General features: G+C 68.0%; 9 protein-coding genes and 2 pseudogenes. 8 read left to right on the top strand and 3 right to left on the bottom strand.

The genetic code is table 11. From position 1 onward, the window contains the following. Positions 1–645: 645 nt before the first annotated feature. From mihF to metK, 5 genes are all read left to right on the top strand, one after another. Positions 646–963, top strand: a complete 318-nt coding sequence (gene mihF / locus AWC31_RS19560; protein ID WP_003894434.1) for an integration host factor, actinobacterial type — start codon at positions 646–648, stop codon at positions 961–963. Positions 964–973: 10 nt separating this feature from the next. Continuing rightward, on the top strand, positions 974–1,582 hold the full coding sequence (gene gmk, locus AWC31_RS19555) for a guanylate kinase (RefSeq protein WP_085145710.1): 609 nt from the start codon (positions 974–976) through the stop codon (positions 1,580–1,582). A gap of 91 nt (positions 1,583–1,673) precedes the next feature. After that, positions 1,674–1,997 carry a DNA-directed RNA polymerase subunit omega gene (rpoZ, locus tag AWC31_RS19550; protein WP_067845155.1) on the top strand — a complete coding sequence of 108 codons (324 nt, stop codon included), beginning with the start codon at positions 1,674–1,676 and terminating at the stop codon, positions 1,995–1,997. An 18-nt stretch (positions 1,998–2,015) separates the two neighbouring features. Next, complete coding sequence (coaBC, locus tag AWC31_RS19545; RefSeq protein ID WP_067845156.1) at positions 2,016–3,260, top strand: bifunctional phosphopantothenoylcysteine decarboxylase/phosphopantothenate--cysteine ligase CoaBC; 1,245 nt, start codon at positions 2,016–2,018, stop codon at positions 3,258–3,260. A gap of 139 nt (positions 3,261–3,399) precedes the next feature. Further along, the gene (gene metK / locus AWC31_RS19540) at positions 3,400–4,599 is read left to right on the top strand and encodes a methionine adenosyltransferase (protein ID WP_067845808.1); all 1,200 of its coding nucleotides are present in this window, start codon (positions 3,400–3,402) and stop codon (positions 4,597–4,599) included. Between the two features lie 93 nt (positions 4,600–4,692). Here the strand turns inward: metK and AWC31_RS19535 are convergent, their stop codons facing one another. Together AWC31_RS19535 and AWC31_RS19530 are read right to left on the bottom strand one after the other, a co-directional pair. After that, on the bottom strand, positions 4,693–6,183 hold the full coding sequence (locus tag AWC31_RS19535) for a flavin-containing monooxygenase (RefSeq protein WP_085145709.1): 1,491 nt from the start codon (positions 6,181–6,183) through the stop codon (positions 4,693–4,695). Next, positions 6,180–7,549, bottom strand: a pseudogene (locus tag AWC31_RS19530) (cytochrome P450). Before AWC31_RS19530 ends, AWC31_RS19535 begins: the two are co-directional and overlap by 4 nt. Before the next feature lie 70 nt (positions 7,550–7,619). On the opposite strand from AWC31_RS19530, the pseudogene AWC31_RS19525 reads away from it, so the two are divergent. Then, a pseudogene (locus AWC31_RS19525) lies at positions 7,620–8,657 on the top strand (AraC family transcriptional regulator); the annotation flags it as partial. Here AWC31_RS19525 and AWC31_RS19520 read toward each other — a convergent pair. Then, a complete protein-coding gene (locus AWC31_RS19520; RefSeq protein ID WP_207626386.1) occupies positions 8,651–9,592 on the bottom strand; it encodes an alpha/beta hydrolase in 942 nt (313 codons plus the stop codon). The pseudogene AWC31_RS19525 and the gene AWC31_RS19520 overlap by 7 nt on opposite strands. On the opposite strand from AWC31_RS19520, the gene AWC31_RS19515 reads away from it, so the two are divergent. Then, the gene (locus AWC31_RS19515) at positions 9,561–10,313 is read left to right on the top strand and encodes a lysoplasmalogenase (protein ID WP_085145706.1); all 753 of its coding nucleotides are present in this window, start codon (positions 9,561–9,563) and stop codon (positions 10,311–10,313) included. The genes AWC31_RS19520 and AWC31_RS19515 overlap by 32 nt on opposite strands. 50 nt (positions 10,314–10,363) lie before the next feature. Further along, the gene (locus AWC31_RS19510; protein ID WP_085145723.1) at positions 10,364–12,310 is read left to right on the top strand and encodes a primosomal protein N'; all 1,947 of its coding nucleotides are present in this window, start codon (positions 10,364–10,366) and stop codon (positions 12,308–12,310) included. The last annotated feature ends 39 nt before the right edge of the window (positions 12,311–12,349 follow it).

Below are 12,349 nucleotides of genomic sequence, written 5' to 3'. Positions count from 1 at the left end.
ACCCGGCCCACCCGGTCCCTGACAATTGCCGAAATCACACGACGGCCGACCGGGTTGCGCTGCCGACACGCCGGCGCCGAGCGCCAACGGCGCCGCTCCCAGCGCGACGATGAGGGCGGATGCACAGGTCAGACGCTTGATGTTCATGTCCAGCTTCCCTTCGAGCGGGTGAGGTACCCGACCGAGCGAAGGCTATTTAGCTCAGCTGTGTATTCCCTATGTGTGGGTTAGGTGACCGCTAGGCGTCACCACCGGTGTTTTTTGACGGGTTCGTCACGCTCCGACACGCCCGACACGCCGTGACCAGCGAAAATTTTCTTGTCGCGGCCGGATGGCGGGCCCGTGCCGGTGGCCGTCGCGGTGGCGGCGTAACCGACCGTCGATCGGGACGTGCTCGAAAACCCTTGACCTGCAGGGATATCCGCGGATTCGGGCCGATTCGGCCACGTCGGCCCGGTCATCGAGGCCGATTTCGGCGGGGCCCCGGAGCGCACTACACGCTGGGCTTTTAGCGCCGTAACCAGGGGGTGGGGTTAGCTTTCGTCGGCCGGCGTGGGTACGGTCGTCGTCGCTGGCTGGTTTGCACTCCAGCCGAAAAAAACAAGTGATGGCCAAAGAAGTAACTGCCAGGAGACGGAGGAACCCGTGGCCCTTCCCCAGTTGACCGACGAACAGCGCGCGGCAGCGTTGGAGAAGGCTGCTGCCGCACGTCGAGCGCGAGCTGAGCTCAAGGATCGGCTCAAGCGCGGCGGCACCAACCTCAAGCAGGTGCTCACCGACGCCGAGACCGACGAGGTCTTGGGCAAGATGAAGGTCTCCGCTCTGCTGGAGGCCCTGCCCAAGGTCGGCAAGGTCAAGGCCCAGGAGATCATGACCGAGCTGGAAATCGCCCCGACCCGCCGCCTGCGTGGCCTCGGTGATCGTCAGCGCAAGGCCCTGCTGGAGAAGTTCGACCAGTCCTAAGGCGCAGAGGTTGAGCGCCGGCCGGGGGGTCGGGCATCGCGCGACCGACGAGCCTGTTGTCAAGGCTCCCGTCGTGGTGTTGTCCGGCCCCTCTGCCGTCGGGAAGTCCACCGTGGTCCGCTGCCTGCGGGAACGGCTTCCCGACCTGTATTTCTCCGTCTCGGTCACGACGCGAGCCCCGCGGCCGGGAGAAGTCGACGGTGTCGATTACACCTTCGTCTCGCCCGAACGGTTCCAACAGCTGATCGATGACGGAGCACTGCTCGAATGGGCGGAGATCCACGGCGGTCTGCACCGGTCGGGAACGCCGGCCCAGCCCGTGCGGGACGCGACGAACGCCGGCCGGCCGGTGCTGATCGAGGTCGACCTCGCCGGCGCCAGGGCGGTCAAGCAGGCGATGCCGGAGGTGATCTCGGTCTTCCTTGCGCCGCCCAGCTGGGACGAACTAGTCAGCCGATTGTCCGGGCGCGGCACCGAGACGCCCGAGGTCATGGCCAGACGGCTGGAGACTGCGCGGGCCGAAATGGCCGCTAAGTCCGACTTTGACCAGGTCGTGGTGAACCGTCAGTTGGATTCGGCCTGCGCCGAATTGGTATCCTTGCTGGTGGCCAGCCGATGACTGACTGCGCCGGGACCGAGATCGTCGGATCCGCGAGCCACCAGCACGCTGTTCACAAGCATTTTCGCCATAACCGCCAGGAGACTTTTTCGTGAGCACCCCGCACGCCGACACGCAGCTGACCGCTGTGGACGACCTGGGTATCGATTCGTCCGGTGTCAGCGCCTACGACACGCCGCTGGGCATCACCAATCCGCCCATCGACGAGTTGCTGGACCGCGCGTCGAGCAAGTACGCGCTGGTGATCTACGCCGCCAAGCGAGCACGCCAGATCAACGATTACTACAACCAGCTCGGTGACGGCATCCTTGAGTACGTCGGTCCGCTGGTCGAGCCCGGCCTGCAGGAGAAGCCGCTGTCGATCGCGCTGCGCGAGATCCACGAGGACCTGCTCGAGCACACCGAGGGCGAGTAGCCAGGCCGGGGCCGGCTCGTGAGCGCACGTAAGCGAATCGTCGTCGGCGTGGCCGGCGGTATTGCCGCCTACAAGGCGTGCACCGTCGTCCGTCAACTCACCGAGCTCGGGCACTCCGTCCGAGTCGTCCCCACCGAATCCGCGTTGCGGTTCATCGGAGCCGCGACGTTCGAAGCCCTGTCGGGCAATCCCGTGCACACCGGCGTCTTCGACGATGTGCACGAGGTTCCGCATGTCCGGATCGGGCAGGAAGCCGACCTCGTCGTGGTGGCGCCCGCCACGGCGGATCTGTTGGCCCGGGCCGTCGCAGGCCGGGCCGACGACCTGCTGACGGCCACGCTGCTCACGGCGCGATGTCCGGTGCTGTTCGCCCCGGCCATGCACACCGAGATGTGGTTCCATCCGGCGACCCGCGAGAACGTCGCCACCTTGCGCCGTCGCGGCTCGGTCGTCCTCGAGCCCGCCTCGGGCCGGCTCACCGGCGCCGACAGCGGCGCCGGCCGGCTGCCCGAGGCCGAGGAGATCACCACTCTCGCCGGCTTGTTGCTCGAGCGTGGCGATGCGCTGCCCTACGACCTGTCCGGCGTGAAGGCACTGGTGACCGCGGGCGGCACGCGCGAACCCATCGATCCCGTGCGGTTCATCGGCAATCGCAGTTCCGGCAAGCAGGGCTATGCCATGGCTCGCGTGCTGGCCCAGCGTGGCGCCGACGTGACGCTGATCGCGGGCAACACCGCGGGTCTCATCGATCCCGCCGGCGTCGATGTCGTGCACATCGGTTCGGCCACCCAACTTCGTGACGCGGTGTCCAAACATGCCCCCGGCGCGAACATCCTGGTGATGGCGGCCGCGGTTGCCGACTTCCGGCCCGCGCACGTCGCCACCGCCAAGATCAAGAAGGGCGCCTCCGAGCCGAGCTCGATCGATCTCGTTCGCAACGACGACGTGCTCGCCGCCGCGGTCCGGGCCCGCGCCGACGGTGAATTGCCAAACATGCGCGCCATCGTCGGATTCGCGGCCGAGACCGGCGACGCCAACGGCGACGTGCTGTTCCACGCGCGCGCAAAGCTCAAGCGCAAGGGCTGCGACCTACTGGTCGTGAACGCGGTGGGCGAGAATCGCGCGTTCGAAGTCGACCACAACGACGGTTGGTTGCTGAGCGCCGACGGGTCCGAGGCCGCACTCGAGCACGGGTCGAAGACACTCATGGCCACCCGTATCGTGGACGCGATCGCGGCGTTCCTGCAGAACCACGGCAGGTGATCCGGTGATCACATCAAGGTGCGGGTAAGGCTTGCGCGAATACGTCCCACACGCTTGGGTTCAACTGGGCGGGGATATAATTCGCCTGACTAAATAGTTTTGTAGGCTTCGATACGGGTTTGACGGAAGGATGCGGACCGTGAGCAAAGGTCGCCTGTTTACCAGTGAGTCGGTAACCGAAGGGCACCCCGACAAGATCTGTGACGCGATCAGCGACTCTGTGCTCGACGCGCTGCTGGAGCAGGATCCCAAGTCGCGGGTCGCGGTGGAGACCCTCGTCACCACCGGCCAGGTACACGTCGCGGGCGAGGTCACGACCTCCGCCTACGCCGACATCCCGAAGATCGTGCGGGACCGGATCCTCGAAATCGGCTACGACTCGTCCACCAAGGGCTTCGACGGCGCGTCCTGCGGCGTCAACATCGCCATCGGCGCGCAGTCGCCCGACATCGCGCAGGGCGTCGACACCGCGCACGAGACGCGGGTCGAAGGCAAGGCCGACCCGCTGGACCTGCAGGGAGCCGGTGATCAGGGCCTGATGTTCGGCTACGCCATCGGTGACACCCCCGAACTCATGCCGCTGCCGATCGCGCTGGCGCACCGCCTGGCCCGCCGGCTCACCGAGGTGCGCAAGAACGGCGTGCTGGATTACCTGCGCCCGGACGGCAAGACCCAGGTCACCATCCAGTACGACGGCCGCACGCCGGTCCGGCTGGACACCGTGGTGCTGTCGACCCAGCACGCCGACGGCATCGACCTCGAGGCGACGCTGACGCCCGACATCCGGGAGAAGGTCGTCAACACCGTGCTCGCCGACCTCGGCCACGAGTCGCTCGACACCTCTGACTACCGCCTCCTGGTCAACCCGACGGGCAAGTTCGTGTTGGGCGGCCCGATGGGCGACGCCGGCCTGACCGGTCGCAAGATCATCGTCGACACCTACGGCGGCTGGGCCCGTCACGGCGGCGGCGCCTTCTCCGGCAAGGATCCGTCAAAGGTGGACCGTTCGGCCGCGTACGCGATGCGCTGGGTGGCAAAAAACGTCGTCGCAGCCGGGCTGGCGGAGCGCGTCGAGGTCCAGGTCGCCTATGCGATCGGCAAGGCCGCCCCGGTCGGCCTGTTCGTCGAGACCTTCGGTAGCGAGACCGTCGACCCCGCCCGCATCGAGAAGGCCATCAGCAGCGTGTTCGATCTGCGCCCCGGCGCGATCATCCGCGACCTCGACCTGTTGCGCCCGATCTACGCCCAGACCGCGGCCTACGGCCACTTCGGTCGTACCGATATCGAGCTGCCTTGGGAGCAGACCAACAAGGTCGACGAGCTCAAGGCTTCGGTCTAGTTCGACCAGACGCTTAAGTACCCCGGAATGCGCATTCCGGGGTACTTAAGTTGGGGGTACCTCCCGCTTGCGGGGGACTGCTCGCCGGGGTGACTACGCCGTGAACGCGTAATCGTCCAGCGGGAAGCGACGGCTGCGCCAGTACGCCTCGAAGGTAGTGGCGGGGCGTAGCGGCACATCGCCGTTGCGGTCGAAGTAATAGCTGTTGGCGAGCGAACAGCTGTCCTGCCAGAAGATCTGGCGGTGCCGCTTGCGCATCATCTCGGCGAAGTACCGGTCGTTGGCCTCCCGTTTCACCTCGACACGGCGGGCCCGGCGACGCTCGGCACGCTCGACACACCGCACCAGATGGTGCGTCTGGGCCTCGATGAGCGCGAAGTACGACGACCCGACGTAGCCGTATGGCCCCATCACCGTGAAGAAGTTGGGGAACCCCGGGATGCTCACGCCTTCGTAGGCCTGCATCCGGTGCTGCTCCCAGAACTCGCTCAGTGATTGCCCGCCCGATCCGACGATGTCGAAGGTCAGGGCGTCGACGTCCATCACCTTGAAACCGGTGGCCAGGATGAGGACGTCGACGTCGCGGTGCTCGCCGTCGGCGGTGGCGACTCCGGACCCGGTGATCTTGTCGATGGGCTCGGTGACCAGTCGGACGTTGTCCCGGTTGAAGGTCGACAGGTAGGTGTTGTGGAACCCGGGTCGCTTACATCCCACCGCATACCGCGGTGTGAGTTTGTCGCGCACTTCCGGATCGCGTACCTGCTGGCGCAGGTACGCCCGGCCGGCCGCCCCAGCCCGCTTGGCGAACGGGTTGATCGTGAAGTACTGGGCCGCCAGCGGGAAGGTGAACTCCACATACGCCTGGCTGATCAGCCGGTGCAGTGTCCGGCCGCCGGGTAGCCGCATCAGCCTGCGCGCCACCGGCGGGATCGGCACGTCGAACTTCGGAAAACACCAGATCGGCGTGCGCTGAAACACCGTGAGCTGCTTGACCTTCGGCGCGATCTCCGGGATCACCTGGACCGCCGAGGCCCCGGTGCCGATGATCGCGACGCGCTTGCCCGCCAAGTCCACGGTGTGATCCCAGCGAGCCGTGTGCACGGTCGTCCCGGCGAAGGAATCCACGCCGTCGATCTCCGGCAACTTCGGGATCGTCAGCACACCGCTGGCGTTGACCAGGTACCGCGCCGTCAGAACTTCGCCGTCCTCCAGCCGAACCCGCCACAGACTGGCGTCGTCGTCGAACTGCGCGTCCGACACCTTGGTGTTGAACCGGATCTTGGGGCGCAACCCGTACTTGTCGACGCATCGGTCGGCGTATGCGCGCAATTCGGGACCCGGCGCATACGTGCGCGACCAGTCCCGCGACTGTTCGAACGAGAACTGATAGGAGAACGACGGAATATCCACGGCGATACCGGGATACGTGTTCCAGTACCAGGTACCGCCCGCGCCGTCACCTGCCTCGACGATCAGGTAGTCGTGGATGCCGGCCTTGTCGAGTTTGATCGCGGTGCCGATGCCGGAGAATCCGGCGCCCACGATGAGGGTGTGAAAGTCGGGCTTGCTATCGGGCAGTGTCATCGGGCCTCCCGTTGGTGGGCGATGACGTGCAGCCCGTGTTTGGGTCGCAGCGTCAGCGTCGCTTCCAGCTCTACCGGATGGTCGGGGCATACGTCGAATGTGTAGCGCCGGCTCATGATCGCGGCCATCAGCACCATCTCCATCAGCGCGAAGCTCTGCCCGATGCAGATCCGCCTGCCGCCCCCGAACGGCAGGTACGCCGAACGCGGCCGGTCCTTGGTGGCAGCGCCCAAAAACCGTGTGGGATCGAATCTCTCGGGATCCGGCCACCACCGTTCATCATGGTGGATGTGGTGGATCGGGATCAGCACCGTCGTGCCGGGGCGAATGTGATGGCCGTCGATGAGATCGTCCTCGATCGCCTCACGTGCCATCATCCACACCGCGGAGTAATACCGTTGCGATTCCTGGATGCAGGCCGTCGTCCACGGCAGCCTGGTCAGATCGGCCGCGCTCGGGCGGCGATCGCCGAGCACGTCGTCGATCTCGGCGAGCATCCTGTCGCGTGCGTCGGGGTTGCGGCTCAGCAGGTACCAGAACCACGACATGCCGTTGGCGGTGGTCTCGTGGCCGGCGAGCATGAAGGTCAACGCCTCGTCCCGGATGCGCCGGCGTGGCCACGTGCCGTTGTCGGCGCTGAACAGCACGTTGAGCAGGTCGGGGGAGTCGGTGGGGTGGGCGATGCGCTCGTCGAGGATCCGGGCGACCGCATCGTCGAGTGCCAGGGCGATCTTCTGGCCTTCGCGGACCGGCGGTGGCAGCGGGACGCCGGAGAAGGTGCACCAGGTCAGCGCCTCGTAGACCGGCCGCGGCATCAGGCCCCACAGGCCGAGGCGGGCGAGACGTTCGGTGCGGCGCAGGCCGCGGGTGGTGAGGTCTTTCATCGAGCGCACGAGCGGCCCGAAGTCCTGGCTGAACAGCGCGTTGGCGACGACCCGCAGCGTGGTCTCCACCATCGTCGTGTGCATGTCGAACTCGACCCCGGGCACCACGTCGGTGGTGACCTGCTCGATGGGATCGATCATCAGATCGATGATCTCGTTGAGATGACGGCGCGCGAACGTCGGGTTGAGCGTGCTGCGGTGGCGGCCCACGAGTCGCCTTCGTCGGTCAGCAGATTGATGCCCGCCGCGGCCCGGATGGCCTCGTACTCGTTGGATTTTATGTATTTCAGGCGGGCCCGGTGCAAGACGTGGTCGACGTAGTCGGGGCGCGTCACGGAAACGAAACGTCTTCCACCGCATCGAAATCGGGTGATGTCGTGGCCGCTGACGTGGGACATGAAGCCACCGGTGGCGTCGAAACCGACCGTGATGGCGTCGCGTGTCATCGTCCACGTGTTCAGCCGCTGTGCCGGTGCCGCCATGAATCAACGGTATGGCTGACACCGCGGCCGCGAAATGAGAATATGGGACACGGAGTTGGGAGTTTGGGACATGGCTCACGGTCAGGCATCGTCACCGTGGTCGCCCGATCTGAGGCGCCCGGTCTACACGACCCGGGTCCTGTGCGAGGTCGCGAACGAACGTGGAATCGCGATCGCCGACTTGCTCGACGGAACGGGCATCGAGCCCGGGCTGCTCGAGGATCCCGATGCGGTGGTCGCGGCGTCGGACGAGATCGCCGTGGTGCGCAAGCTGCTGGCGGCGGTTCCCGACGCGGCCGGCCTTGGCATCGACGTCGGCAGCAGATTCCGCCTGACCCATCTCGGGTTGTTCGGGTTCGCGGTCATGTCGTGCGCCACCCTTCGCGAACTCTTCGGCATCTCGATGCGGTACTTCTCGCTGACCATGCTCAACATCGGCGTGAGCCTGTTCGAGGGTGCCGATAGCTGCCTGATGGAGTTCGAGGTCGACCATCTGCCCGCCGACGTGCAGGGGTTCTTCCTCGAGCGTGATGTGGCCGGGATCGTCATGACGACACGTGATTTCGCGTTGACGGTGCTCGCCAGATATGCCGATCAGGTGCGCGTAGAGGCCACCTTCGACCAGGGCGTCGTCGCGCCGCTGTTGGACCTGCTGCCTGAGGTGAACCGGGAGTTCGGCCGGGCGCACAACCGCTTGCACTTTCCGCGCGCCATGCTGGACGAGCCTCTGCCACAAGCGGATCCGCACACGCTCAAGCTGTGCGTGGCGCAGTGCGACCTGCTGATGCAGCGCGCAGAAGTGCGGCGAGGTATCACCGCGGTGGTGCGCTCCAAGCTGTTTCGCGAATCCGGGCGATTCCCCGCGCTACCCGAGGTCGCCGCCGAACTCGACATGCACCCACGCACCCTGCGGCGCCAGCTTGCCGATGAGGGCACGTCGTTTCGGGCGCTCGTCACCGAAGCCCGCTCGGCGCTCGCGGTCGACCTGCTGTGTCACGTCGGACTGACCGTGGAGGAGGTTTCGCGGCGCCTCGGCTACACCGAGACGTCCACGTTCTGTCACGCCTTCAAACGCTGGCACGGCATGCCGCCGAGCCAGTATCAGCGGTGCAGTGCTTCGCGCAGTGCCGCGAGCCCACGGTCGAACGCCTCGGTGGCCGCGGGGACGACCCCGGAGTAGCCGAGGTAGCCGTGTACGAGGGTTTCGGCGTTGTGTAGTTCCGCCGCGACGCCCGCGGCGGTCAGCAGCTCGGCGTAGCGGGCACCGTCGTCGCGCAGCGGATCGTGCCCGGCGACCGCGATGTAGGCGGGTGGCAACCCCGACAGGTCCGCGGCCCGAGCCGGCACCAGCGTGGCCGGGGGATCGGAGAGGTCGACGTGACCGGCATACCAGCGCGAGAAGCCTTTGACGGCGTCGAGCGCGAGGATCGGGGCCTCGGCGTTCTCGCGGAACGACGGCAGGGTGGTGTCCCACGTCGTGGCCGGATACCACAGCAGCTGGAAGCGCAGCGCCGGTCCGCCCGCGTCGCGCGCGAGTTGCGCGACGACCGCGGAGAGGTTGCCGCCTGCCGAATCCCCGGCGACCGCCATCCGGCTCGCGTCGGCGCCCAGTTCCTCGGCATTGGCGGCGACCCACTGCGTCGCGGCCCACACGTCGTCGACGGCTGCCGGATACGGATGCTCGGGCGCCAGCCGGTAGTCCACCGACACGACGACGGCTTCGGCGCCGACGGCGTGCCGTCGTGCGGTGTTGTCGTAGCTGTCCAGGTCGCCGACCGACCAGCCGCCGCCGTGGATGAACACCACGACCGGCAGGGCCACGCCGTCCGGAGTCGGCGGCCGGTACACCCGCACGGGGATCGGCCCGGCGGGGCCGTCGATCACGCGATCCTCGACGTGCAGTTCGGGATGGATCTCGCGGCGGGGCAGCTCACTGAAACGTCGCCTGGCCTCCTCGACACCGTCCTTGGTGGTGAGTTGGAAAGGCACGACCTGCAGTACCTTCAGCAGAATGGCATCGACAGCCGGCTTGGTAACAGACACACGGACACGGTACGCACACCGCGCGACGGTGCTGCTGTGGGTTGCCGCCGCGGTCGTCGCGGCCGGGTACGGCGTCTTCCTTCTCGTCACGGCGCTCCGGCTGCCCGCGGGCAGCGACCTCACCGGGCAGTTCCCCGGCCAGCCGGCCGTCAAAGCCCTCGCCGCCGTCCTGTTGGCCGTCGCGGCGTTCACGCATCCGATCCCGCGCGAACGCCGGTGGCTGGTCGGGGCGCTGATCTTCTCGGCCGCCGGTGACTTCCTGCTCGCGATGCCGTGGTGGGAGCCGTCTTTCGTGCTCGGTCTGGCCGCATTCCTGGTGGCGCACCTGTGCTTCTTGGCCGCGCTGTTGCCATTGGTGACGCGCACGACGCCGCGGTTGGTCGCCGTGGCGGTCACCGTGGTGGCGTGTCTGGTGTTGCTGACGTGGTTCTGGCCCCGACTGATCGAACAGGGCATGGCCATCCCGGTGACGGCCTACATCGCGGTTCTGGGTGCCATGGTGTGTACGGCGCTGCTGGCCCGACTGCCCTCCGCGTGGACTGCGCTGGGCGCGGTGTGCTTCGCGGTCTCGGACGCGATGATCGGGATCAGTGAATTCGTGCGCGGCGATCAGCTCCTCGCGGTCCCGATCTGGTGGGCGTACGCCGGATCGTTGCTGTTGATCACGGCCGGATTGTTCTTCGGCCGGACGTCGGCACCGTCTGCTACATCTGCGCCGTGACCATCACCCGGCGCGCCGCCGAGCACGAACCCATCGCCCGGGTGCTGCCGATGTTGTCGGTGCCGCACCTGGACCGGGAATTCGACTATCTGGTGTCTGCGGAACAGTCCGATGATGCCCAACCGGGCGTGCGGGCCCGGGTGCGCTTCCACGGCCGGCTGGTCGACGCATTCATCCTGGAGCGCCGATCCGACACCGACCATGACGGCAAGCTCGGTTGGCTGGACAAGGTGGTGTCGGCCGAACCCGTTCTGACCGCCGACGTGCGGCGGCTGGTCGACGCCGTCGCCGCGCGCTATGCCGGCACCCGGCCCGACGTGCTGCGGCTGGCCGTGCCGCCCCGCCACGCCACGGTCGAGAAGCAGACTCCGCCTGAGCCGCAACCGATTCCGGCGATCGACGTCGATCCGAGCGGGTGGGCGCGGTACGGGCGCGGTGAACAGTTCCTGACCGCGTTGAACGACGGGCGAGCGGCCCGCGCCGTCTGGCAGGCACTGCCGGGCGAGCAGTGGCCGCAGCGGCTCGCCGAAGCCGCGGCGGTCACCGTCAACGCGGGCCAGAGCGTGCTCGCGATCATGCCGGACCAGCGTGACGTTGACGCGTTGCATGCGGCCGCGATCGCTCATCTTCCCGAATCCCGGGTGGTTGCGTTGTCGGCCGGACTCGGCCCGGCGCAGCGGTACCGGCGCTGGCTCGCGGTGCTGCGCGGTCAGGCCCGCGTGGTGATCGGCACGCGCAGCGCGGTGTTCGCCCCGGTTGCCGAGCTCGGGCTGATCCTGGTGTGGGACGACGGCGACGACAACCTCGCCGAACCGCGGGCACCCTACCCGCACGCCCGTGAGGTCGCGATGCTGCGCGCCCACCAATTGCGTTGTGCGGCAATGATCGGCGGCTATGCCCGCACCGCGGAGGGCCAGGCGCTCGTGCGGACCCGGTGGGCACATGACCTGGTCGCGACGCGTCCCGTCGTGCGCGCGGCGGCACCGCGCGTCGTCGCGCTGGAGGCCAGCAACTACGCCCAGGAGCGCGATCCGGCCGCACACACCGCACGGCTGCCGTCGATGGCGCTGCAGGCCGCCCGCACGGCGCTGCAGGCCGACCGTCCGGTACTCATCCAGGTGCCCCGACGCGGTTACGTACCCGCGCTGGCGTGCGCGCGGTGCCGCACCATCACCCGGTGCAGGCATTGCACCGGCCCCTTGGCGTTGCCCGACCGCGACAGCGCCGCGGCGCAGTGCCGATGGTGCGGCCGAGCAGAACCCGCGCTGCGTTGTGCGCGCTGCGGGTCGGACGCCGTCCGGGCGGTCGTGGTCGGGGCACGCCGCACCGCAGAAGAACTCGGCCGGGCTTTTCCCGGCACCACGGTGATCACGTCGGGCGGGGACGCCGTCGTCAGCACCGTCGAGGACAAACCGGCCCTCGTCGTCTGTACCCCGGGCGCCGAACCGGTCGCCGACGGCGGCTACGGCGCAGCGCTGCTGCTCGACGCCTGGGCGCTGCTGGGCAGACAGGATCTGCGCGCCGCCGAGGACACGCTGCGGCGCTGGATGGCGGCCGCCGCCCTGGTCCGGTCCCGCGGCGACAGCGGGGTGGTCGCAGTGGTCGCGGAGTCGGCCCTTCCGACCGTGCAGGCACTGATCCGCTGGGATCCGGTCGGCCACGCCGACGCCGAACTCGACGGCCGCGACGAGGTCGGACTGCCGCCGGCCGTTCACATGGCAGCCGTCGACGGCCCAACGCCCGCGGTCATGGCGCTACTGGAGACGGCACAGCTGCCGGCGGCCGCCGAGCCACTCGGACCCGTGGAACTGCCGCCCGGCGCCCGCAGACCCCCCGGTATGGCCGCCGACGCCGAGGTGAGTCGGATGCTGGTCCGGGTGCCCCGCGACGGCGGACTCGAGTTGGCGGGCGCGTTGCGGCGCGCGACCGCAGTGCTCAGCGCACGCCACGATCAGGAGCCATCTCGAGTGCAGATCGACCCGCTGCACATAGGGTGAGGCGGACACCTCACCCGGTATCGGTGAGTGGCGAGCGGG

Origin of the sequence: Mycolicibacterium wolinskyi, from assembly GCF_002101965.1 — a bacterium.
Lineage (GTDB): Bacteria > Actinomycetota > Actinomycetes > Mycobacteriales > Mycobacteriaceae > Mycobacterium > Mycobacterium wolinskyi.
This window is presented reverse-complemented; position numbering and strand designations above follow the sequence as displayed.